A 21,782-nucleotide genomic window follows, 5' to 3' on the forward strand; every position below is an offset into this window, starting at 1 on the left:
CGCGCGAGTGTGCCAAAGCCGAAAGGACACGTCATCGACCCTTATGAAGTGATGTTCATACATGGTGCGCCCCAAGAAATAGAGGGCCCCGCGTCGCTTAAGCTCACTACAACCTATGAACACGTTTTCCGACAGTGCGGCCACCGCGCTGCAACTCATCGCCTCCGGAGATGCGGCCCTTTGGGCCATCGTGTTGCGCTCCCTGTCCGTGAGCGCCACCGCCTGCCTGCTGGCCTGCAGTCTGGGCCTGTTGCTCGGAGCCTGGCTGGCCGTGGCGCGTTTTCCGGGCCGCCCCGCGCTGCTGACTTTGCTCAACACCTTTCTGGCCATTCCGTCGGTGGTGGTCGGCCTGGTGATCTACCTGCTGCTCTCGCGCTCCGGACCACTGGGTTTTCTGGGCTGGCTGTTCAGCTTCAAGGCGATGGTGGTTGCGCAGACCATCCTCGTGCTGCCGCTGGTGACGGCGCTGACGCGGCAGGTGGTCGAAGACGCGGACCGCCAGCACGGCGAGCAGTTGACCTCGCTGGGCGCGCGCACCGGCCTGCGCAGCCTGCTGATGGCCTGGGACGAACGCTATGCGCTGCTCACGGTGCTGATCACAGCCTTCGGGCGTGCGATTTCCGAGGTCGGCGCGGTGATGATCGTGGGCGGCAATATCGACGGCTTCACCCGCGTGATGACCACGGCCATCGCACTGGAAACCAGCAAGGGCGACCTGCCGCTGGCGCTGGGACTGGGCATCGTGCTGCTCATGGTGGTGCTGGCGCTCAACACCGCGGTGTCGCTGCTGCGCCGCTGGCGCGAGCATCTGGACGGTGGCGACCTGCGGATGGCCACGACATGACTGGTCCGATCTTCAGCGCGGTGGTGCTGGCGCTGCGCGACGTGAACGTGAGCCTCGGCCCGGCGGCACAGGTCGAGGCCCTGCGCGGCATCGCACTGCAAGTGTCGGCGGGCGAGCGGGTGGCGCTGGTCGGGCCGAATGGCTGCGGCAAGAGCACGCTGCTGCGCACCTTGCACGGTCTGCTGCCGCTCGGAGGTGGAGAGCTGGTGTGCGCGCCGGGCGTGCGCCTCGCCATGTTGTTCCAGCGGCCGCACATGCTGCGCATGTCGGTGCGCCGCAACCTGCAACTGGGCCTTTGGCTGTCGGGCGTTCCGTGGGCGCAGACCGCCGCGCGGGCGAACGAGGCAATGGAGCGCGTGCAGCTTGCGCATCTGGCCGACCGCAACGGCCGTGCGTTGTCGGGCGGCCAGCAGCAGCGGCTGGCGCTGGCACGCGCCTGGGCGCTGCGTCCCGATGTGTGGCTGCTCGACGAGCCCACCGCCAGCCTGGACCCGCACGCCAAGCGCGACGTCGAAGCGCTGATCGCCGACTTCGCGTCCGAGCCTGCACCCGCCGGACGGCCCTTGCCCACGCTGGTGTTCGCCAGCCACAACCTCGGCCAGGTCAAGCGACTGGCCAGCCGCGTCATCTACATGGAGCAGGGACAGGTGCTGGCCGACCTGCCCGTGCAACAGTTTTTCGACCAGTCCCTGCTGGAAGCCCGCTTCCCGCAGGCCAGTGCTTTTGTCAAAGGAGAAACCCCGTGAAAAAGGAAATGAATCACCCCTGCCGCGCTGCGCGCGACCCCCTCAAGGGGGCGGCACTGGCCGTCCGGCAAAGCCGGCCCGGCGGTGCCCTGGTTCGAGCAGCTTCGCTCGTGGCGGCCGTCGCGACCGGATGGCTGGTCAGCACTGCCGCGCTGGCGCAGTCCAGCATCGTGATCGCGTCGACCACGTCGACCGAGCAGTCCGGCCTGTTCGCCCACCTGTTGCCCGAGTTCAAGAAGGCGACGAATATCGACGTCAAGGTCGTGGCCCTCGGTACCGGCCAGGCAATCGACATGGCGCGCCGCGGCGACGCCGACGTGCTGTTCGTGCACGACAAGCCAGCCGAAGAGAAGTTCGTCGCCGACGGCTTCGCAGCCAAGCGCTTCGAGGTCATGTACAACGACTTCATCCTCGTCGGTCCCAAGGCCGATCCGGCCGCGACCAAGGGCAACGACATCGTGGCCGCGTTCAAGAAGCTGGCCGCCGGCAATGCGCCCTTCGTCTCGCGCGGCGACAAGAGCGGCACGCACGCGGCCGAGCAGCGCTTCTGGAAGATGACCGACAACGAGGCCGCCAAGGGCAGCGGCTACAAGGAGTGCGGTTGCGGCATGGGTCCGGCGCTGAACATGGCGGCGTCAACCGGCGGTTATGTGTTGGCCGACCGTGGCACCTGGCTGAACTTCAAGAACCGCGCGGATCTGGCGGTGCTGGTCGAGGGTGACAAGCGCCTGTTCAACCAGTACGGCGTCATGCTGGTCAGCGCCGCCAAGTTCCCCAACGTCAAGACCGCCGAAGGCCAGAAGTTCGTCGACTGGGTGACCGGCGCCGCCGGCCAGAAGGTGATCGCCGACTACAAGATTGGCGGCGAGCAGCTGTTCTTCCCCAACGCTGCGAAGTAGGCCTGGCATTCAACGCACCATTGCTACGCCCTTGATCTGGGCGTAGACCCGCTTGCCCGGCGCGATGGCAAGCCGGCGGGCCGAGAGGCGGCTGATGCGCGAGAGCAACTGGGTGCCGCGCCCAGCGTCACCCAGTTGCAGGCGCACCAGCACCTGGCCGGGGGCATCGTCCACCACCTGCACCACCGTGCAGGCCAGCACGTTGAGGACGCTGCTCTGCTCCGGCTTCACCAGCGACAGGCTGACGTCGCGCGCCTGGATGTGCAGCCGCACGCGTGCACCGGTTGCCAGACATTGCTGCCGGGAGCGCGGCAGCATCAGTTGGCCGCCGTCGAAATCCAGCACCTGCAGCAGGTCTTCGGGTGAATAGCCGCTGGCCTTTGCGACGACCACCGACACCGCAGCATCGCCGCGCGAGAGCGGCAGGTCGGTGCGGGTCAGCATGTCGGCCAGCGGTCCTTGCGCCTGCACCCGCCCCTGCTCCAGCACGACCACGTGATCGGCCAGCCGCGCCACCTCGTCGGCCGCGTGGGTCACGTACACCACCGGCAGATCCAGCGCTTCGTGCAACTGCTCCAGCCAGGGCAGGATTTCGGCCTTGCGCGCCGCGTCCAGCGCCGCCAGCGGCTCGTCCATCAGCAGCAGGCGCGGGCTGGTCGCGAGCGCGCGAGCGATCGCCACGCGCTGGCGCTCTCCGCCTGACAGCTCGCGCGGACGGCGCTGCAGCAGTGGCCGGATGCCCAGCAGGTCCAGCCCGTGATCCCATCCGTGTCGCCGCTCGGCCGCGGGCGTGCGGACGTAACCAAAGCGCAGGTTGCCTTCGACCGTCAGGTGGTCGAACAGGCTGGCCTCCTGGAACACATAACCGACCGCGCGCCGGTGTGTGGGCAGGAATACACTGCGCGCGCTGTCCTGCCAGGTCTGGCCGTTGACGATGACTTCGCCGGCCGCCTGCCGTTCCAGCCCGGCGAGCACGCGCAGGCAGGTCGTCTTTCCCGAACCCGAAGGGCCGAAAAGGGCGGTGATGCCATGCGCGGGCAGTTCGAGCGCCACGTCGAGCGCGAAGTCCTGGCGGGCGAGTTGCGCCTTGAGGATCAGCGGGGCCGCCCTCATGCCCGGACCTCGCGTGCTTGCCGGCCGTTGTAGACCTGCAGCGCGAGCAGCACCACAAACGCGAACACCAGCATCACCGCGGCCAGCCGGTGCGCGTCGGCGTATTCGAGCGCCTCGACGTGATCGAAGATCTGCACCGACACCACGCGCGTCACGCCCGGGATGTTGCCGCCCACCATCAGCACCACGCCGAACTCGCCCACCGTGTGCGCGAAGCTCATGATGCAACCCGTCACGATGCCAGGCCTGCACAGCGGCAGCACCACGTGCAGGAATCGATCCAGCGGCGAGGCGCGCAGCGTGGCCGCGGCTTCGAGCGGACGCTCACCCAGCGCCTGCATGCTGTTCAGGATCGGCTGCACCATGAACGGCAGCGAATAGAACACCGACGCCACCACCAGCCCGGCGAAGGTGAAGGGCAGGGTGGGCAGACCCAGCGCCAGCATCCACTCGCCCACCGGCCCCTTCGGCCCGAGCGCCACCAGCAGATAGAAACCCAGTACCGACGGCGGCAACACCAGCGGCAACGCCACCAGCGCACCCACCGGCCGCGCGATCCAGGCCCGCGAACGCGCCAGCCACCAGGCCAGCGGCGTCCCCAGCAGCAGAAGGATCAGCGTGGTCAGCGCGGCGACCTCAAAGGTCAGCCAGAGCGCTTGCAGGTTGTCGGGGGTGAGAAACATCTCAGAGTTCGTAGCCATAGGACCGGATCAGGTCCTTGGTGTTGTGACTCTGCAGCAGCTTGACCAGCGCCTGCGCTGCTTCGTTGGCTGCACCTTTCTTCAGGATCACCGCGTCCTGCCGGATCGGTTCGTAGTGTGTCTGCGGGATCATCCAGACCGAACCCTCCTTGAGCCGGCCGCCTTCGAGCACCTGCGGCAGCGCCACGAAGCCCACGTCCGCGTTGCCGGTCTTCACGAAGCTGTAGGTCTGCCCGATGCTCTCGCCCTGCACCAGCTTCGGCGTGAGCGACGGCGTCAGGCCCAGCCGCGCCATCACCTGCACCGCTGCCGCGCCGTAGGGCGCGGTCTTCGGGTTCGCGTAGGCCACCTTGCCCAGCTTTGAAGACTTCAGCACCTCGCCCTTTGCATCGACCCGTTTGGCGTCGACCGACCAAAGCACCAGCTTGCCGGTGGCGTAGGTGAAGCGTGTGCCCGGCTGCGCCAGTCCGTCTTTCTCCAGCAGCTCAGGACGCTCGTTATCGGCCGAGAGGAACACGTCGAACGGCGCGCCGTTCCTGATCTGCGTGTAGAACGCGCCCGAAGCGCCGGTCGAGATCTTCAGCGTGTGGCCGGTGGTCTTCTGCAGCACCGCGGCAATCGCTTTGATCGGCTCGGCGAAGTTGGCGGCGACGGCGACCTGGGCTTCGGCGGCGCTGACCGCGCCATGGGTGAGCGCGATGAAGAGCAGGGCGGTCAGAGGGCGAACGGGGAAGTGCATGGAGACCTCGGCTCAGGAGCGCAACACAGTGGCTGGCATCGTTATCCCGAAATGGAATAGCGAGTGTAGCGGACCTGAGCTGGAAGCTGGCGCCACGTGGAGCCAGGGTCGCTCCGTGACTGCGGTAATCTGTCGGCACACACCAGATCCGGACGCCAGGCCTTGCGATGTCGCTTTTTGATTTGCCCCCGCTTTCCAGCAAGACCCGCGAAATGCGCAGGGTCTTCGGCGCAATCCATGCCAACAGGAGCTGGGGCGACTGCGAGTCGAGTTCGGGGCCCGGCTCAACGCGCGAGCGTGCGGCCCAGTTTCTGCCGGACCTCATCGCACTGGTGCGGTCGTTGGGCACCAGATGCCTGCTGGATGTGCCGTGTGGCGACTTCAACTGGGCGGCGCCGTTGGCCGATGCGGTGGATTGTTATCTCGGGGTGGATGTGGTTCCAGCGCTCGTCAGCGACAACGAGAAACGCTGGTCCTCTCCCCGCCGGCAATTCCTCTGCCGCGACATGGTTCGCCAGCGTCTGCCGGCGGCCGATCTGGTGCTCTGTCGCGATGCCTTGGTGCACCTCTGCGCAGAAGACGTCAAGCGCGCCATCGCCAATCTCCGGCGCACTGGCGCTAGCTATCTGGTTGCAACGACCTTTGTGGGTGATCGCGGCAACGAGGACATTCCGACCGGTGCGTGGCGCCCGCTCAACATGCAACGTCCGCCCTTCGGCTTTCCTGCTCCCCTCGCGCTGATTGATGAACGGTGCCATCACACCGGGGGCATCTATTCGGACAAGCACCTGGGGGTCTGGCGCTTTGAGGACCTGCCCGCATGGCAGAGCTGAGAGCGTCACCAGCCATGAAACAAGCCTTGAAGGGGCCGTTGCACGCCGCCTTCTCTGAAGCTTTGGGCCATGCTCCCAGCGACAAGCGCCTGGAAGTCCTGCGCCGCGTGGCTGAGACCGGGTCCATCTCGCAGGCCGCGCGCGATGCGGGCATCAGCTACAAGGCCGCCTGGCAGGCGATCGATACGCTGAGCAACCTGAGCGGGCAGTCGCTGGTGGAGCGCACGGTGGGTGGTGCGGGTGGTGGTGGCGCAGTGATCACGCCGCAGGGCATGCAGCTGCTGTCTCTCGCGGACGAGCTGGCGCGCGCACGCGAGGCGGTGCTGTCGCGTTTTGCCGGCGGGTCTTCGTTGTCGTTCGGTCTGGGTCTGCGCACGAGCATGCGCAACCAACTGCCGTGCCACGTGGAGTCGGTGGAGCCGCTGGGTCAGGACGACCCGACGGTGCTGGTGCGGCTGCGCACGCCGGGACAGTCGCTGCTGACGTCGAGCGTGACGCGCGAGAGTGTCGATCTGCTGGGGTTGCGCGCGGGGCTGGAGGTGCTGGTGCTGTGCAAGGCAACGGCGGTACGCATCGGGCGGGGTGACATTGCCGAGTCGCACGATCAGAGTGTGTTGCCCGGTCGCATCGAGCGGCTGGCGCGCGGGCAGGGGCGCGATGAGGTGGTGCTGTCGCTGGACGGTGGCGGGCAGTGGGTGGGTTTTGCGGCGCATCCGTTTGCAGCGCGCAAGGGGCAGCGGGCCTGGGCAGCGATGGACGTCTCGTCGTTGGTGGTGGGTCTCGCAGGCTGACGGCAGACCGACCGTCACTTATGCACGGCATTGCCGTACCTCGCTGGCGCAGTGTCACGCGCGCCGCGGCGGATGGATCACCCGAGTGTCAAAAAAGAGAGCAGTCGTCTCAATTTGAGTCGCTTCTGGGTCGCTTGTGGCCGGTGGCACGGATGTTGTGACAGAGAAGTCAGCCAATCAGGCTTCTCTTTCCAACCACCCTTCAGAGGACGACACATGAACTACGCAGCTCCCGGCGCCGCCGGCGCGAAGATCGCCTACAAATCGCAATACAACAACTTCATCGGTGGCAAGTGGGTTGCGCCGGTCAAGGGTCAGTACTTCGACGTCATCACGCCCGTCAGCGGCAAGGTCTACACCCAGGCCGCCCGCTCGACCGCGGAAGACATCGACCTGGCGCTGGACGCCGCCCACGCCGCTGCCGACGCCTGGGGCAAGACCGACGCCGCCACGCGTTCCAACCTGCTGCTGAAGATCGCCGACCGCCTCGAAGCCAACCTCGAGCTGCTGGCCTACGCCGAGACGGTGGACAACGGCAAGCCGATCCGCGAGACGCTCAACGCCGACATCCCGCTGACCATCGACCACTTCCGCTATTTCGCCGGTTGCGTGCGTGCCCAGGAAGGCGGCATCAGCGAGATCGACGAGAACACCATGGCGTACCACATCCAGGAGCCGCTGGGTGTCGTGGGCCAGATCATTCCGTGGAACTTCCCGATCCTGATGGCCGCCTGGAAACTGGCGCCTGCCCTGGGCGCCGGCAACTGCGTGGTGCTCAAGCCCGCCGAGTCGACCCCGATCTCGATCCTGATCCTGGCCGAGCTGATTGCCGACCTGGTGCCCCCGGGCGTGCTGAACATCGTCAACGGCTTTGGCCGTGAAGCCGGCATGCCGTTGGCCACCAGCAAGCGCATCGCCAAGATCGCGTTCACGGGTTCGACCAGCACCGGTCGCGTGATCGCGCAGGCCGCCGCCAACAACCTGATTCCTGCCACGCTGGAACTGGGCGGCAAGTCGCCCAACATCTTCTTTGCCGACATCATGGACAAAGACGATTCGTTCCTCGACAAGGCGATCGAAGGCCTGGTGCTGTTCGCGTTCAACCAGGGCGAGGTCTGCACCTGCCCGAGCCGTGCGCTGATCCAGGAAAGCATCTATGACAAGTTCATGGAGCGCGTGCTCAAGCGCGTCGCCGCCATCAAGATGGGCAGCCCGCTGGACACCGACACCATGATGGGTGCGCAGGCTTCCAAGGAACAGCTGACCAAGATCCTGTCCTACCTGGAGCTGGGCAAGGCCGAAGGCGCGCAGGTGCTGATCGGCGGCGAGCAGGCCAAGGTCGGTGGCGATCTGGACGGCGGCTACTACGTGCAGCCCACGCTGTTCAAGGGCCACAACAAGATGCGCATCTTCCAGGAAGAAATCTTTGGCCCCGTGCTGGCCGTGACCACCTTCAAGGACGAGGCCGAAGCCCTGGCGATCGCCAACGACACGCTGTACGGCCTGGGTGCCGGCGTGTGGAGTCGCAACGGCAACGTGGCCTACCGCATGGGCCGCGCCATCAAGGCCGGTCGCGTGTGGACCAACTGCTACCACGCCTACCCCGCGCACGCTGCCTTCGGTGGCTACAAGGAATCGGGCATCGGCCGTGAAACCCACAAGATGATGCTGGACCACTACCAGCAGACCAAGAACCTGCTGGTCAGCTACAGCGAGAACAAGCTGGGCTTCTTCTAAAGCCTGTGGCTCCCCCCGCGCCGCGCCTGCGGCGCGTCACCCCCCAGGGGGCAACGCTGGCGCGGCCCGGCAAAGCCGGTTCCGCTGCGTTCTTGATTGGGACATCTCCTTTCGGAGGTGTCCCTTTTTTCTTTCAGTACAAGGAGACAGACATGGTTGAGAAAGTCATTGCCACGCCGGCCGCGGTCGAGTTGGTCGAGTTCCTCAAGACCAAATACGGCCCGGGTCTGATGTTTCACCAGAGCGGCGGCTGCTGCGACAACAGCGCCGCCAACTGCTACCTGCTGGGCGAGATCACCATGGGCCCGGGCGACGTGCTTCTGGGTAACATCGGTGGCTGCGAGTTCTACATGAGCAAGTCGCAGTACGCGACCTGGCGCCACACCCAGCTGATCATCGACGTCATCGAAGGCCACGGCGGCACCTTCTCGCTCGAAGGGCCCGAGGGCAAGGCCTTTCACACGCGCTCGCGGGTGTTCACGCCGGAAGAAATGGCACAGATCGAGGCGGACGAGGCACGGGCAGCCAGCTGAATCGATGGGATGGCTGGGATGTTCCATTCCTGAACACTCCACGCCTGTAGCGCGTGGCATGGAACTTGTTGGAAGATCGGCATTGGTACAGCCGGCGACGACCGGCTCCATCCGGAGACAAGACATGACCCCACGCCCCACATTCGCCTTGCGCCGGTTCAACGCCGCGCTTCTCATGGCCCTGGCCGGCACCGCCGGCGCCCAGACCTTGCAGGAGGTCGTGGTCAGCGCCTCTCGCCAGGAACAGAAATCGTTTGACGCGCCAGCCTCGGTGCAGGCCGTTGGCCAGGAGGCCATCGAGGCCGCTGGCCCGCGGGTCAACCTCTCCGAGGTGATGAACCGCGTACCGGGCATCACGGTGCTCAACCGCCAGAACTACGCGCAGGATCTGCAGCTCTCGATCCGCGGCTCCGGCTCGCGTTCGCCCTTCGGCATCCGCGGCACGCGCCTGATCGTCGACGGCATTCCGGCGACCATGCCCGACGGGCAGGGCCAGGCCTCGACCATCAGCCTGCCGTCGGCCCAGCGCATCGAGGTGCTGCGCGGACCGCTGGCCCAGCTTTACGGCAACTCCGCGGGCGGAGTGGTGCAGGTGTTCACGGCGGACGGTCCCGAGAAGCCGGAAGTGCGCTTCAGCGTTGACGCCGGCGCGGACCGGTTGCGGCGCTACGGCCTGCAGGCTGCGGGACAGAGCGGTTCGCTGAACTACGTGATCGACCACAGCGACTTCTCCACCGACGGCTGGCGCGACAACAGCGCCGCAAAACGCAAGCACACCAACGCCAAGCTGCGCTGGACGGCCAACGAACACATGAAGTTCACCCTCGTCGCCAATGCCTTCGACCAGCCCGAGTCGGGCGATCCGCTGGGCCTGACGCGCGAGCAGTTCCAGGCCAACCCGCGCCAGGCGGTGGCCGCGTCGACCTCGAACAAGGCTGGCAAGGACGTGTCGCAGAACCAGCTGGGTCTGGTGGCCGAGCACAAGCTCGACGCACAAAGCGAACTGTCGGCCCGTGTCTACGCCGGCCAGCGCGATCTGGACAGCCGACTGTCGCTGCCGCTGTCGGCCCAGACCTCGGCGACCTCGGCCGGTGGGGTGGTGCAGCTGGACCGCCACTACGAAGGCACGGGGCTGCGCTACGCGCGCCGCATCCCGGCCGGCGAAGGGCAGGTGAACCTGAGCGCCGGTGTGGACATCGAACGCATGGGCGAGCACCGCCTGGGCTACATCAACAACCTCGGTGTGACCGGCGCGCTCAAGCGCGACGAAGACGGCAAGGTCAGCAGCACCGGTGTCTACACGCAGGCTGACTGGGCGATCAACGAAGGCTGGAGCGCGGTGGCTGGCCTGCGCGCCAACCGGGTGAAGTTCCAGGTCGACGACCATTTCATCCGCCCCGGCAATCCCGACGACAGCGGCCGCGTGACGTTCAGCGCGACCAACCCGGTGATCGGCGTGACGCGCCACCTGGGCGACGACACGAATCTGTACGCCAACATCGGCCGCGGCTTCGAAACACCGACCCTGACCGAGATCGCCTACACCGCCAACGGCAGCGGCCCGAACCTGGGCCTGAAGTCGGCCCGCAGCACGCACACCGAAATCGGCTTGAAAACCAAGTTGTCGGAGAACCAGCGGCTCGATGTCGCGCTGTTCCACATCGGCACCCGCGACGAGATCGTGGTCGCCTCCAGCAGCGGCGGCCGCACGGTCTACACCAACGCCGGCAAGACGCGCCGCACCGGCATCGAGCTCACGCACAGCGCGCAATGGACACCGGAGTGGCGCAGCCACGTCGCGCTGTCGACCCTCAATGCCCGCTTTGCCGAAACCTTCAGCAGCAGCGGCACGCGGGTGGTTTCGGGCAACCGCATTCCGGGCGTGATGGACCGTTCGCTGTTCGGCGAGATCGCCTGGCAGCCGCGCGCGATGCCAGGCTTCACCGCCGCGCTGGAGGCGGTGCACCGGGGCTCCATGGTGGTGGACGATGTCAACAGCGACCGCACCGCGGCCGCGACCGTGTTCAACCTGCGGCTGGGCTGGGAGCAGAAGGTCGGCGCCTGGAAGATTCGCGAATACCTGCGCGTCGACAACCTGGCCGACAAGGCAACCATCGGCTCGGTGATCGCCAACGACGGCAACAAGCGCTTCTTCGAACCGGCACCGGGTCGTCAGTGGGGGCTCGGGGTGACCGTCAGCTACGCCTTCTGAGCGGGCGGGAAGCCAGGGCTCACAGCCCTGGTTTCTGCAGCGCCTTGAGCACTTCGGTCTGGAAGTCCGGGCCTTCGGCGGCAGCCATGAAGGCGTCGATGTGGCCATCGAAGCGCACCGTGCCCTGGTGCAGCAGCAGCAGGCGGTCGGCGGTCTTCACTTCCTCGATCAGGTGGGTGGCCCACAGCACCGCCAGGCCCTGATCGCGGCACAGGCCGCGCACGGAGTCCAGCAGTTGCTGCCGCGAGGCCGGGTCCAGGCCGACGGTGGCTTCGTCCATCAGCAGCACGCGCGGCCTGTGCAGCAGCGCGCGCACCAGTTCGACCTTGCGCCGCGTGCCGCCCGAGAGGCTGCGCACCACAGCTTTGGCCTGGTCCTGCAGGCCGATGGCAGCGAGCTGCGTATCGATGCGTTCGCGCGCCGTCTTGCGCGGAATGCCGTGCAGGTCGGTGTGGAACAGCAGGTTGGCCATCACCGACAAATCCATGTCGAGCGCGCTCTGCTGGAACACCACGCCCAGGCCCGAGAGGGCGCGCGCCGGGTGCTGGCGCATGTCCTGCCCGAGGACCTCGATGCTGCCCTGGTCGGGGGTGAACAGGCCGGTCAGCAGTTGCAGCAGGGTGGACTTGCCGGCACCGTTGGGGCCGAGCAGGGCCAGCATTTCGCCGGCCTGCACCTGCAAGCTCACACCCTTGAGCGCCGGCTTGCCGTTGTAGGCCTTGTGCAGGCCGTCGGCTTTCAGGACGGTGTGGACCACGGTGTCGGGGGCTTGGGCGAGTGGTTCGGTCATGAGGCGGGTTTGGCCAGCAGGTTCATGCGGGCGAGGAGTTTCTTTTCGCGCTCGACGGTGACGAGGACGGACTGGCGGTAGTCGCGCGTGCCGAGGTATTCCAGCGTCTGCTCATAGCGCGCGAGCGCCGACGTGTGGCGCTCGGCGTTCATCGCACGGCGGAACACATCGTGCAGCTTCTGGATCACTGCCTCGGGCGTGCCGGCGGGCGCTGCAAGGCCCCAGGGCGAGGTGTAGACCGCCTGCGGGTAGCCCAGCTCGCGCATGGTCGGCACCTCGGGCCAGCGGCTGCTTCGCGTTGCGTTGAAGGTGGCGATCAGCCGCATCTGGCCCTTTTCAACCCAGGGAGCGAAGCCGGTCGAGTTCACGCCGGCCATGATCTGGGCGCCCGCGATGGCCAGCATCTGGTCGGCCGTGCCCTTGTACGGCACGTGCACGTACTTCACGTTGTTTTGCAGCAGGATCTCTTCCATCGCGAGGTGAGCCGTGGTGCCGACGCCGGTCGAGCCCATGATGAGTTCGCCCGGACGCTTGACGGCCCAGTCGATCATGTCGGCGACGTTTCGGAACGGACTGTTGCCGGGCACCAGCAGCCCGAAGCTCACACCCGAGACTTGCAGGATCGGGGCGAGGTCGGTCACCGGGTCCCAGTTCACATGGTTCATGAGCGCGTGGCGGTAGACGGTGAGCGGCACCTGTCCGATCACGTGCCCGTCCGGCTCGGCGGCCTTCAGGGCTGGCGCGACCATGGTGCCGGCCGCGCCGGGCTTGTTGACCACGACGATGGGCTGCCCCAGCAGGGGTTCGGCTTCTTCGGCCAGGATGCGGATCGTCAGGTCGGTCTGTCCACCGGCGGGCCAGGGCACGATGAGCTGGATCGGTTTTGAAGGGAAGGGCGCCTGTGCCTGCGCCAGGGGGCTGACAGCGGTCAGCGCGAGCGCACCGGCGGCACCGAGAAAGTCCCTTCGCGAGACGGCAGTGTTCGGCCGGCTGGATCGAGTCAGGGTTATCCCTGTGTCATTTTTGAACGCTGGTCGCGGCGGTGTGTGTCTCATGCGTGGCCTGATAGTCTCATGTCCCTCGGAAAGCCCCCGGGACGCGGCATGATCAGGCAAATTCCGTTCCTGTACCAGCCGAATTCTGTTGGCACCGATTTTGCAGAATGATCGCGCGCTTCGGGCGCACCGGGCCATTGGTGCCCGGGTTTCGCAAAACAGTAGGAGACACACCATGGCCCTTTGCGCCAGCTTTGCTTCGCATTCCCTGCGCGCCCTGACCGCGGCCCTGTGTGCCGCTGGCGCAACCCTCGCCTTCAGCCTCCCGGCCCACGCCCAGAGCAAGGTCTACGTGTCCAGCGAGAAGGACAACAAGATCTACGTCTTCAACACGGCGGGCGAGCGCCAGGCCGCGATCGATGTCTGCAAGCGTCCGCGCGACATGTCGTTCAACGCCGACGGCAAGCAGATCTACGTGATCTGCGGCGACAGCAATGCCATGGGTGTGGTGGATGTGGGCGCGGGCAAGATGGATGGCACCGTACCGCTGGGTGAAAGCCCCGAGATGTTCGACCTCAGCCCCGATGGCAAGACCGCCTACGTGTCGATCGAAGACGACAGCGTCATGGCGGTCTACGACATCGCCACGAAGAAGGCGCTGTTCGAGGTCAAGACCGGCGGGGAGCCCGAAGGCGTGCTGGTCACAGCCGACGGGAAGACGGCCTATGTGACCTCCGAGGTTGCCAATGTGGTCCACGTGATCGATCTGGCCACCAAGAAGGTCACCAAGAACATCAAGGTCGGCAAGCGCCCGCGCCGTTTCGTCATGTCGCCCGACGGCGCCGAGCTATGGGTCACCAACGAGCTGGATGCGACCGTGAGCGTGGTCGACACCAAGACCCACACCGAAAAGCAGAAGATCAAGTTCGAGGTCAAGGGCATGCGCCAGAACGACATCACCCCGGTGGGCATGGCCATCAGCCCGGACGGCAAGAGCATGTGGGTGGGTCTGGGCCGCGCCAACCACGTGGCCGAGGTGGATGTGGCCAGCAAGACTGTGAAAAGCCAGGTTCTGGTGGGCAAACGGGCCTGGGGGCTGGGTTTTTCTCCCGACGGCAAGACGCTGTTCGTGGCCAACGGCATGTCGGACGACATGACGCTGATCGACACCGCCTCGGGCAAGGCGCTGAAGACGGTGCCGGCCGGCCGTGTGCCCCACACGATCCTGGTTTCCAAATGACCGTAGGCCTGAGCAAGCCGCTGCGCGCCCTGGCCGGCGCGCTGGTGCTGGCGGCGGCACTGCCGTCGCTGGCCGCGACCAAGGTCACGGTCGCCGTGGTGTCGCTCGACGGCGACCCGCGCTTTGCGCCGCGCCGCATGGAGAAGGCCTATCCCGGTCACCCGACCGGGCGCGCCATCGACGGGGTCAAGCTGGCGGCCGAAGACTCGGCGTTCGAGCTCGATGCCGCCGGGATCGAACTCGTGGTCCGGGACGTGGTGCTGCCCAACGTGGCGGCCTTGCCGAAGGTGCTCGCCGATCTCAAGGCGGCCAAGGTGCAGCACGTGGTGGCCGACCTGCCGGTGCCGGAGCTCAATGCGCTGGTGCAGGCGGCGCCGGCCGCGCTGGGTGGTGCGATCGTGATCAACAGCGGGCAGAAAGACGATGCGCTGCGCGGCGCGCAATGCGCAGCGTATCTGCTGCACACCTATCCGAGCCGCGCCATGTTCAGTGACGCGCTGGCGCAGTACCTGGCGGCGCGCAACTGGCGCAAGGCGCTGGTGCTGCAGGGCGCCTTGCCGGAAGATGTGCTGGAGCTGGAAGCCTTCAACCGCTCGGCCAAGCGCTATGGCATCAAGACGACGCAGCTCAAGCCTTTCAAGCTGACCGGCGATCCGCGCGAGCGCGACCTGGCCAACGTGCGGCTGCTCACGGGCGACCGCGAGCATGATGTGGTCGCGGTGCTCGACAGCGACGGCGAGTTCGCGCGCACCGTGCCCTATGCGACGCAATGGCCGCGGCCGGTGGTGAGCGCCAACGGTCTGGTGGCGGCACCCTGGCATCCTCTGTGGGAACGCAACGGCGGGCCGCAGCTCTCGCGGCGCTTCGCGAAGAAGGCCGGTCGCCCCATGAGCGGACACGACTGGGCTGCGTGGACCGCCGGCCGTGCGATCGCGACCGTGCTGGCCGAACAGCCCAAGGCGCCGATTGCCGCACAGCTCAAGGCCTTGCGCGGCGGTGCCGTGGGCGTCGACGGCTTCAAGGGGCCTCGCCTGTCGTTCCGAGCCTGGGACGGCCAGCTGCGCCAGCCGGTCTTCCTGAGCCACGTCGACGGTGTCGCCGGTGTGGCGCCGGTCGACGGCGTGCTGCATCCCAAGGAAGTGATGGACACGCTGGGTGTGGACGAAGCGGAGAGCACATGCAAGCAACGACCCTGAGCCCCGTCGATCCCGCGCCCGCACTGCTGCCTCACCTGCTGCGCGCGTTGCGGGCGGTCGTGGGCCGCGAGATCGGGCGCTTCCTGCGCCAGCCTTCGCGCCTGGGTTCGGCGCTGGTGCGGCCGCTGCTGTGGTTCGTGGTGTTCTCGGCCGGGTTTCACAACGTGTTCGGCGTGGCCATCGTGCCGCCCTACGAGACCTACATCGAATACAAGGTCTACATGGTGCCCGGGCTGCTGGGCATGGTGGCGCTGTTCAATGGCATGCAGAGTTCGCTCTCAATGGTCTACGACCGCGAGATGGGCGTGATGCGCCTGCTGCTGACGGCACCGCTGCCGCGCGGCTGGCTGCTGGCGTTCAAGCTGCTGGCGGGCACCAGCCTGTCGGTGCTGCAGATGACGGTGTTCCTTCTCATTGCCTGGGCCTTCGGGGTCGAGGTGCCGCTGGAGCACCTGCCGTGGCTGCTGCTGTCCATGGTCTGTGCGGCGGTGATGCTGGCCTCGGTCGGGCTGGTGCTGTCGGTCTACGTCAAGCAGCTGGAGAACTTCGCCGGCACGATGAACTTCGTGATCTTCCCGATGTTCTTCATCAGCCCCGCGCTCTACCCGCTGTGGAAGCTGGAGGAGTCGGGCGCGTGGTGGCTGCTCAAGCTGGCCGAGTTCAACCCCTTCACGCACGCGGTGGAAGCGATGCGCTTTGCCATGTACGGTCAGTTCAACGGCACGGCATGGGCCGTGGTGCTGGGCTGTACCGCCGTGTTCTTCCTGGCGGCGCTCTGGGGCTACGACCCGCAGCGTGGCTGGATCCGCCAGCGCGGCTGACTTTTCCGGAGCCCATTCATGCCAATGCCTTTGACCCGTCGCCATTTCGCCGCCGGTGTGGCCGGGCTGGCCTGCTGGCCTGTGGTTCACGCGCAGGAAGACCAGACCGGCGGTGACCCGCTGGGCTCCATGCAGTACCCCAGCCTGCGCGAGCAGACCATTGGCAAGGCGGTGGCGAAGTTCAGCGATGCCGTGATCGTCAAGGGACCGGACTTCGCCGACGACGCGATGAACGTGCCGCTGCTGGTCGACGCGCGCGGACTCTCAGGCACCGGCGGCGGGGTGCAGCGCATCCGTGTGGCGGTCGACCGCAACCCGGTGCGCCAGGTGCTGGAATTCGAGCCGTTGCGTTCTCTGCCGATGCTGGCGTTCCGCATTCGCATGGAACAGGCTTCCCCGGTGCGGGCCTTCGTGCAAACCATGGATGGCCAGTGGCATGTGGGCAGCACCTGGGTGCAGGCTTCGGGCGGGGGGTGCACCGTGCCCGGCCTGACGCGCGCCGACGGCTCGTGGAGCAAGACGCTGGGGCAGGTACAGGCGCGCTTCTTCAACAACGTCATCGAGGGCAGCCGCCGCTTGCGCCTGCGTGTCATGCACCCGATGGACACCGGTCTGGTTTCCGGCATCCCGTCGTTCCACATCGAGAACCTGCAACTCGAAGACGCCGGCGGGCTGGCCTGGTGGCGTCTGGTGCTGCACGAGCCGGTGTCGGAGAACCCGCTGATCACTTTCGAGCTGCCGACCCAGCTGCCGCCCAGCCTGCGCCTGGTAGGCCGCGACAACAACGGCAACCGCATCGATGCGGAGCTGCGGACATGAAGCGCATCGCTCTGCCGTTGCTCATTGCGTGCGTGATGTCGGCGCAGGCGCAGACCATTCCGGTCCCGCCACCCGCCTCGGTCCCTGACGTGGTCCGGCTCGACTACGACCTCAAGCCGCGCCAGATCGCGGCCGACACCTGGGTGATCGAGGGTGAGGTGGCGGACTTCAGCCGCGCCAACGGCTGCAACATCATCAACACCGCCTTCATCGCCACCGGCGCGGGCGTGCTGGTGATCAACACCGGACCGTCGCGTCTGTACGGCGAGCAGCAGCGGCGTGCGATCGAACGGGTGACGAAGGAGCCCGTGCTGCGCGTGCTGCAGCTGAACCTGCACCCCGACTATTTCTTCGGCAACCAGGCCTGGACCGACCGCCCGACGCTGGCGCTGGCCGGCAGCATCGCCGGCATGAAGGCCGAAGGTGGCGCATACGCCGACAACCTGTACCGCCTGTGCGGCGACTGGATGAAGGGCAGCGAGTCGACACCTTCACAGCAGGCCATCGACCCGAAGACGCTGCCGCGCACCGAGCAGCTCGGGAGCCACCGGCTGGAAATGTGGCGCCTCCATGGCCACACCGGTGACGACCTGGTGCTGCTGGACCACACGACCGGCGTGTTGTTCACCGGCGGGCTCGTGTTCGCCGAACGCGTGCCGACCACGCCGCATGCCGACTTCGCCGCCTGGCAAGCCAGCCTGGGCGCGCTGGAGCAGAAGATCGCCAGCGGTGCGGTGCGGGCGGTGGTGCCCAGCCACGGCCGGGTGCATGAAGGCCCTGCGGGCCTGCGGCAGACGCGCGACTGGCTGCAGTGGCTGACCACGACCATGCAGTCTGCTGCAGAGCGGGGCCTGGACCTCGGCGAGGTGCTGCGCACGCCGGTGCCCGAGCGTTTCGCGCGCTGGGCCGCGCAGCCGGCGGAGTTCCACCGCAGCCTCACGCAGTGGTATCCGCACTTCGAACAGAAGGTGCTGGCCGGGCCGGCGAAGTGACACATTTTTGAACAGTGTCACAAAGGTGTCCTGTCGCAGTGGCAGGCCTTTGGCGCAGTTGGGGTCGGCTCAAGGGCTTTCGGCGGCGTTTGATGCGCTGCAGCGTCCGTATAAACCCTAGGGCTTTTGCTGGCACAGAAGTTGCCAACTTCGGGTGGCGTGAACGTCGAAGACCGGAGGGTCGGAGCCACGAGAGCGGTCAGACGTCACCAACCACCGAAAAGCCATCAACCTTCGAACGAGCAGGAGACCCACAGTGAAACGCACCCTATTGAGCCTTCTGGTCATGGCCGCCACCGCACAGGTGAGCGCGCAGGTGACCGACGCCATGATCGCCAAAGACGCGGCCACCCCCGAAAACGTGTTGACCTGGGGCATGGGTACCCAGGGCCAGCGCCACTCGGACCTCAACGACGTCAATTCCAAGACCATCTCCAAGCTGGTCCCGGTGTGGTCGATGTCGTTCGGCGGTGAAAAACAGCGCGGCCAGGAATCGCAGCCGCTGGTGCACAACGGCAAGATGTTCGTCACCGCGTCCTATTCGCGCATCTTCGCGGTCGACTCCAAGACCGGCAAGAAGCTCTGGAAGTACGAGCACCGTCTGCCCGAAGGCATCATGCCCTGCTGCGACGTGATCAACCGCGGCGCTGCCCTGTACGACAACCTGGTGATCTTCGGCACGCTGGACGCCCAGCTCGTGGCCCTGGACCAGGACACCGGCAAGGTGGTGTGGCGCGAGAAGATCGACGACTACTCTGCGGGCTACAGCTACAGCGCTGCGCCCCTGATCGCCGAAGGCCTACTGCTGACCGGCGTGTCCGGCGGCGAGTTCGGCGTGATCGGCCGTGTCGAGGCCCGCGATCCCAAGACCGGCAAGATGGTCTGGACGCGTCCGGTGGTCGAAGGCCACATGGGCTACAAGGACGGCAAGGAAAACGGCATCACCGGTACCACCAACGCCTCCTGGCCGGGTGAGACCTGGAAGACCGGCGGCGCAGCCACCTGGCTGGGCGGCACCTACGATCCCAAGACCGGCCTGGCCTACTTCGGCACTGGCAACCCCGGCCCGTGGAACAGCCACGTGCGTCAGGGCGACAACCTGTACTCGGCGTCCACCGTCGCCATCGACGTGAAGTCGGGCCAGATCAAGTGGCACTACCAGACCACCCCGAACGACGGCTGGGACTATGACGGTGTGAACGAGTTCATCACCTTCGACATGGGCGGCAAGCGCATGGGCGCCAAGGCAGACCGCAACGGCTTCTTCTACGTGATCGACGCAGAAAACGGCAAGCTGCAAAACGCCTTCCCGTTCGTCAAGAAGGTGACCTGGGCCACCGGCGTGGACCTCAAGACGGGCCGCCCGAACTTCGACCCGGCCAACCGTCCTGGCGACCCGACGGCCGCTGGCGGTGACGGCACCAAGGGCAAGTCGGTGTTCTCGGCACCTGGCTTCCTGGGTGGCAAGAACCAGATGCCCATGGCCTACAGCCCGAAGACCGGCCTGTTCTACGTGCCTTCCAACGAATGGGGCATGGAGATCTGGAACGAACCCATCACCTACAAGAAGGGCGCTGCCTACCTGGGTGCTGGCTTCACGATCAAGCCGCTGAACGACGACTACATCGGCGCGATGCGCGCGGTCGATCCGAAGACCGGCAAGATCGTCTGGGAAGTCAAGAACAACGCTCCTCTGTGGGGTGGTGTGCTGACCGCCGGCGACCTGGTGTTCTGGGGCACGCCTGAAGGCTACCTGCAGGCCGCCGACGCCAAGACCGGCAAGATCGTCTGGAAGTTCCAGACTGGTTCCGGCATCGTTGCGCCTCCCATCACCTGGAAGGAAGGTGGCGAGCAGTACATCTCCGTCGTGTCCGGCTGGGGTGGTGCGGTTCCGCTGTGGGGCGGCGAAGTGGCCAAGCGCGTGAACTTCCTCGAACAGGGTGGTTCCGTCTGGACCTTCAAGCTGGCGAAGTGATTCCCTCCTGCGCCGCTACGCGGCTTCCCCCCTGAGGGGGGACCACACCTGAGGCCCGGTGAAGCCGGTTCCTCGGTGTGTGCCGGACAGGAGCACTTCTTCTGTTGTTGTCGAAGTGCTCCTGTCCTTTTTCTTTTTTCAGACTCTTTTCCCTTGCTGAGCCATGCGTACTTTCCTGATCCTCACCTCCAGCCTGCTGCTTGCCGCGGGTTCTGCCCACGCCGTTGACGAAGCTGCTGCCATGGAACTGGCCAAGAACAACGGATGCCTGTCCTGCCACTCGGCCAAGGAAAAGATCGTGGGCCCGGCCTACGCCTCGGTCGCAGAAAAGTACAAGGACGACAAGGACGCGGTGGCCACCCTGGTCCAGTCCATCCAGTACGGCAGCAAGGGCAAATGGGGCCGCATCCCGATGCCGCCGCACCCCAGCATGAGCGCAGCCGACATCAAGACCCTGGCCCAATGGGTGCTGTCCACCAAGCCCTGAGCGGGCTCTTTCTTGCCTTGATCGCCGGCGTGGCCGCTGCACAAGCGGCGCTGCCCGACGGCGAGAAGTCCATCGTGGCCGTCACCCGCGACGGCCAGCGCACGCGCATCGGAGCGATCACCTTTCGTCCAGCGGCCGCAGGCAAGGCCAGCTTTCGCGTGCAGATGGACCACGCGGTGATGAAGGACCATTTCCTGTCGATGCGGGAGTTCAAGTGCCTGCCCGCCGCCCAGGAGGTCAGCTGCTTCGTTCCGTATCCGTACGCCAACCCGGCCACCGTGTCGGCTGGTGACTGGGCCTGGCTTGAGCACAACCTGCTGTTCTTTTACAAGTTGCCGGCAGACTTCGGCGCCAAACTCTGGAATGGCGTCATCTTCACGCTGGTGCAGACCGAGAGCGGCCTGGTGGGCAAGCCGCAGGCCATCGACCTCAACCGCATCGGTTCGCCGCCCGACGATCTCAGCCTGCCGCCCTACGGCCCGATGGAGCGCGACGACTTCGCGCCCGGCGCGCGCTGGATCCAGCAACTGCGCATCGAGTGACGGTCACGGGGCACACGGCCCCGTGGTACCGATCTGAACGGCTGGTGACTCAGCGCTTGCCGCGGTTCTTGTCGTCGTCGCAGTCGGACGACTTGGTGCCGCCTGTCGCGGCCGTGGTGGTGCAGCGGCTGTCGTCCTTGTCGTCGTCTTTGTCGTCGTCCTTGCCGTCGTCGCAGCTGGACTTCGTGGTGGACGAGCAGTTGTGGTCGTCCTTGTCGTCGTCCGATCCGGAACTGGACGAACTGCCGCCCGAGTGATCCTCGATCTGGACGCGGCTGGCGACCATCACGCCGTTGCTCACCGTGCCGTGGATTTCGACGTGGGCGCCGACGGTCAGCGTCGTGGGGGCGGCACTGGCATCGACCGGGATGCCGTCGACGCTGAAGCTGGTCGGGCTGGTGTAGCTGGTCACGCGGCCATCGAGCTCGCTGGGGTCGGACTTGCTGTCGTCGGTGGAACTGTCGTCGTCGAATTCGACGCGTTGGGCCTGGATGGTGCCGTTGACCATCTGGCCCTGGATCTCTACCCGGCTGCCGGTCGTGACGCCTTGCGCTGCGGCGTTGGCAGCGCTGGCGTCCACCGGAATGCCATCGACGCTGAAGCTGGTGGGGCTGCTGACGCTGGTGACCGTGCCCTTGAACGACTTGTCGGTGGTAGTGCTGTCGCTGCCACCGCCACCGCCGCAGGCGGTGAGTGCCGCGAGAACGACCGAAGCGGCCAGCAGCTGGAAGCGGGGAAGGGGCAGGGGAAAGAGAGCTTGTCTCATGCAGGTTCCTT

22 protein-coding genes are annotated in these 21,782 nt (G+C 66.4%); 16 read left to right on the forward strand and 6 right to left on the reverse strand.

What is annotated here, in order from left to right; translation table 11 throughout:
* Nucleotides 1-115 precede the first annotated feature (115 nt).
* Genes ACLIJ1_RS19015 through ACLIJ1_RS19025 form a run of 3 tightly spaced genes read left to right on the forward strand, consistent with a single transcriptional unit; the run spans nucleotide 116 to nucleotide 2,489 of the window.
* On the forward strand, nucleotides 116-844 hold the full coding sequence (locus ACLIJ1_RS19015; RefSeq protein WP_411367129.1) for an ABC transporter permease: 729 nt from the start codon (nucleotides 116-118) through the stop codon (nucleotides 842-844).
* The gene (locus tag ACLIJ1_RS19020) at nucleotides 841-1,590 is read left to right on the forward strand and encodes an ATP-binding cassette domain-containing protein (RefSeq protein WP_411367130.1); all 750 of its coding nucleotides are present in this window, start codon (nucleotides 841-843) and stop codon (nucleotides 1,588-1,590) included. Before ACLIJ1_RS19015 ends, ACLIJ1_RS19020 begins: the two co-directional genes overlap by 4 nt.
* Nucleotides 1,587-2,489, forward strand: a complete 903-nt coding sequence (locus ACLIJ1_RS19025) for an extracellular solute-binding protein (protein WP_411367131.1) — start codon at nucleotides 1,587-1,589, stop codon at nucleotides 2,487-2,489. Before ACLIJ1_RS19020 ends, ACLIJ1_RS19025 begins: the two co-directional genes overlap by 4 nt.
* Before the next feature lie 9 nt (nucleotides 2,490-2,498).
* On the opposite strand, the gene modC is transcribed toward ACLIJ1_RS19025, so the two are convergent.
* From modC to modA, 3 genes are read right to left on the reverse strand one after another with little or no spacing between them, the layout of a single operon-like run.
* On the reverse strand, nucleotides 2,499-3,602 hold the full coding sequence (gene modC / locus ACLIJ1_RS19030; protein WP_411367132.1) for a molybdenum ABC transporter ATP-binding protein: 1,104 nt from the start codon (nucleotides 3,600-3,602) through the stop codon (nucleotides 2,499-2,501).
* Entirely contained in the window at nucleotides 3,599-4,285 is a 687-nt protein-coding gene (gene modB / locus ACLIJ1_RS19035; RefSeq protein WP_411367133.1) for a molybdate ABC transporter permease subunit, read from the reverse strand. Before modB ends, modC begins: the two co-directional genes overlap by 4 nt.
* Nucleotide 4,286: 1 nt before the next feature.
* Nucleotides 4,287-5,042, reverse strand: a complete 756-nt coding sequence (gene modA, locus ACLIJ1_RS19040; RefSeq protein WP_411367134.1) for a molybdate ABC transporter substrate-binding protein — start codon at nucleotides 5,040-5,042, stop codon at nucleotides 4,287-4,289.
* Between the two features lie 167 nt (nucleotides 5,043-5,209).
* Between modA and ACLIJ1_RS19045 the strand changes: the two genes are divergently transcribed.
* The 5 genes from ACLIJ1_RS19045 to ACLIJ1_RS19065 all read left to right on the forward strand — a co-directional run bounded on the left by ACLIJ1_RS19045 (nucleotide 5,210) and on the right by ACLIJ1_RS19065 (nucleotide 11,148).
* Nucleotides 5,210-5,875, forward strand: coding sequence for a class I SAM-dependent methyltransferase (locus ACLIJ1_RS19045; RefSeq protein WP_411367135.1), 666 nt, complete (start codon nucleotides 5,210-5,212; stop codon nucleotides 5,873-5,875).
* Between the two features lie 14 nt (nucleotides 5,876-5,889).
* Complete coding sequence (locus ACLIJ1_RS19050; RefSeq protein WP_411367136.1) at nucleotides 5,890-6,666, forward strand: TOBE domain-containing protein; 777 nt, start codon at nucleotides 5,890-5,892, stop codon at nucleotides 6,664-6,666.
* Between the two features lie 216 nt (nucleotides 6,667-6,882).
* Nucleotides 6,883-8,403 (forward strand): aldehyde dehydrogenase family protein, encoded by a 1,521-nt coding sequence (locus ACLIJ1_RS19055; protein ID WP_411367137.1) that lies wholly within the window; start codon nucleotides 6,883-6,885, stop codon nucleotides 8,401-8,403.
* Between the two features lie 152 nt (nucleotides 8,404-8,555).
* Entirely contained in the window at nucleotides 8,556-8,936 is a 381-nt protein-coding gene (locus ACLIJ1_RS19060; protein WP_411367138.1) for a DUF779 domain-containing protein, read from the forward strand.
* 124 nt (nucleotides 8,937-9,060) lie between these two features.
* Nucleotides 9,061-11,148 (forward strand): TonB-dependent receptor family protein, encoded by a 2,088-nt coding sequence (locus ACLIJ1_RS19065; protein ID WP_411367139.1) that lies wholly within the window; start codon nucleotides 9,061-9,063, stop codon nucleotides 11,146-11,148.
* 19 nt (nucleotides 11,149-11,167) lie between these two features.
* On the opposite strand, the gene ACLIJ1_RS19070 is transcribed toward ACLIJ1_RS19065, so the two are convergent.
* Together ACLIJ1_RS19070 and ACLIJ1_RS19075 are read right to left on the reverse strand one after the other, a co-directional pair.
* Nucleotides 11,168-11,938 (reverse strand): ATP-binding cassette domain-containing protein, encoded by a 771-nt coding sequence (locus tag ACLIJ1_RS19070; RefSeq protein ID WP_411367140.1) that lies wholly within the window; start codon nucleotides 11,936-11,938, stop codon nucleotides 11,168-11,170.
* Nucleotides 11,935-12,804, reverse strand: coding sequence for a tripartite tricarboxylate transporter substrate binding protein (locus ACLIJ1_RS19075; protein WP_411367141.1), 870 nt, complete (start codon nucleotides 12,802-12,804; stop codon nucleotides 11,935-11,937). Before ACLIJ1_RS19075 ends, ACLIJ1_RS19070 begins: the two co-directional genes overlap by 4 nt.
* Nucleotides 12,805-13,168: 364 nt before the next feature.
* Here ACLIJ1_RS19075 and ACLIJ1_RS19080 point away from each other — a divergent pair, with 364 nt between their 5' ends.
* The 8 genes from ACLIJ1_RS19080 to ACLIJ1_RS19115 all read left to right on the forward strand — a co-directional run bounded on the left by ACLIJ1_RS19080 (nucleotide 13,169) and on the right by ACLIJ1_RS19115 (nucleotide 21,005).
* Complete coding sequence (locus ACLIJ1_RS19080) at nucleotides 13,169-14,173, forward strand: PQQ-dependent catabolism-associated beta-propeller protein (protein ID WP_411367142.1); 1,005 nt, start codon at nucleotides 13,169-13,171, stop codon at nucleotides 14,171-14,173.
* The gene (locus tag ACLIJ1_RS19085; RefSeq protein WP_411367143.1) at nucleotides 14,170-15,369 is read left to right on the forward strand and encodes a branched-chain amino acid ABC transporter substrate-binding protein; all 1,200 of its coding nucleotides are present in this window, start codon (nucleotides 14,170-14,172) and stop codon (nucleotides 15,367-15,369) included. Before ACLIJ1_RS19080 ends, ACLIJ1_RS19085 begins: the two co-directional genes overlap by 4 nt.
* A complete protein-coding gene (locus tag ACLIJ1_RS19090; RefSeq protein WP_411367144.1) occupies nucleotides 15,351-16,190 on the forward strand; it encodes an ABC transporter permease in 840 nt (279 codons plus the stop codon). The genes ACLIJ1_RS19085 and ACLIJ1_RS19090 overlap by 19 nt, the downstream gene beginning before the upstream one ends.
* An 18-nt stretch (nucleotides 16,191-16,208) precedes the next feature.
* Nucleotides 16,209-17,009: a quinoprotein dehydrogenase-associated SoxYZ-like carrier gene (locus tag ACLIJ1_RS19095; RefSeq protein WP_411367145.1), complete on the forward strand. Its 801-nt coding sequence runs from the start codon at nucleotides 16,209-16,211 to the stop codon at nucleotides 17,007-17,009.
* Complete coding sequence (locus ACLIJ1_RS19100; RefSeq protein ID WP_411367146.1) at nucleotides 17,006-18,001, forward strand: quinoprotein relay system zinc metallohydrolase 1; 996 nt, start codon at nucleotides 17,006-17,008, stop codon at nucleotides 17,999-18,001. Before ACLIJ1_RS19095 ends, ACLIJ1_RS19100 begins: the two co-directional genes overlap by 4 nt.
* Nucleotides 18,002-18,287: 286 nt before the next feature.
* Entirely contained in the window at nucleotides 18,288-19,976 is a 1,689-nt protein-coding gene (locus tag ACLIJ1_RS19105) for a PQQ-dependent methanol/ethanol family dehydrogenase (protein WP_411367541.1), read from the forward strand.
* A gap of 163 nt (nucleotides 19,977-20,139) precedes the next feature.
* Entirely contained in the window at nucleotides 20,140-20,463 is a 324-nt protein-coding gene (locus tag ACLIJ1_RS19110; RefSeq protein WP_411367147.1) for a c-type cytochrome, read from the forward strand.
* On the forward strand, nucleotides 20,439-21,005 hold the full coding sequence (locus ACLIJ1_RS19115; RefSeq protein WP_411367148.1) for a hypothetical protein: 567 nt from the start codon (nucleotides 20,439-20,441) through the stop codon (nucleotides 21,003-21,005). The genes ACLIJ1_RS19110 and ACLIJ1_RS19115 overlap by 25 nt, the downstream gene beginning before the upstream one ends.
* Nucleotides 21,006-21,054: 49 nt before the next feature.
* On the opposite strand, the gene ACLIJ1_RS19120 is transcribed toward ACLIJ1_RS19115, so the two are convergent.
* Complete coding sequence (locus tag ACLIJ1_RS19120; RefSeq protein WP_411367149.1) at nucleotides 21,055-21,771, reverse strand: DUF5666 domain-containing protein; 717 nt, start codon at nucleotides 21,769-21,771, stop codon at nucleotides 21,055-21,057.
* Nucleotides 21,772-21,782 lie beyond the last annotated feature (11 nt).

The organism is Hydrogenophaga sp. RWCD_12 (genome assembly GCF_046604225.1).
Classification (GTDB): domain Bacteria; phylum Pseudomonadota; class Gammaproteobacteria; order Burkholderiales; family Burkholderiaceae_C; genus Hydrogenophaga.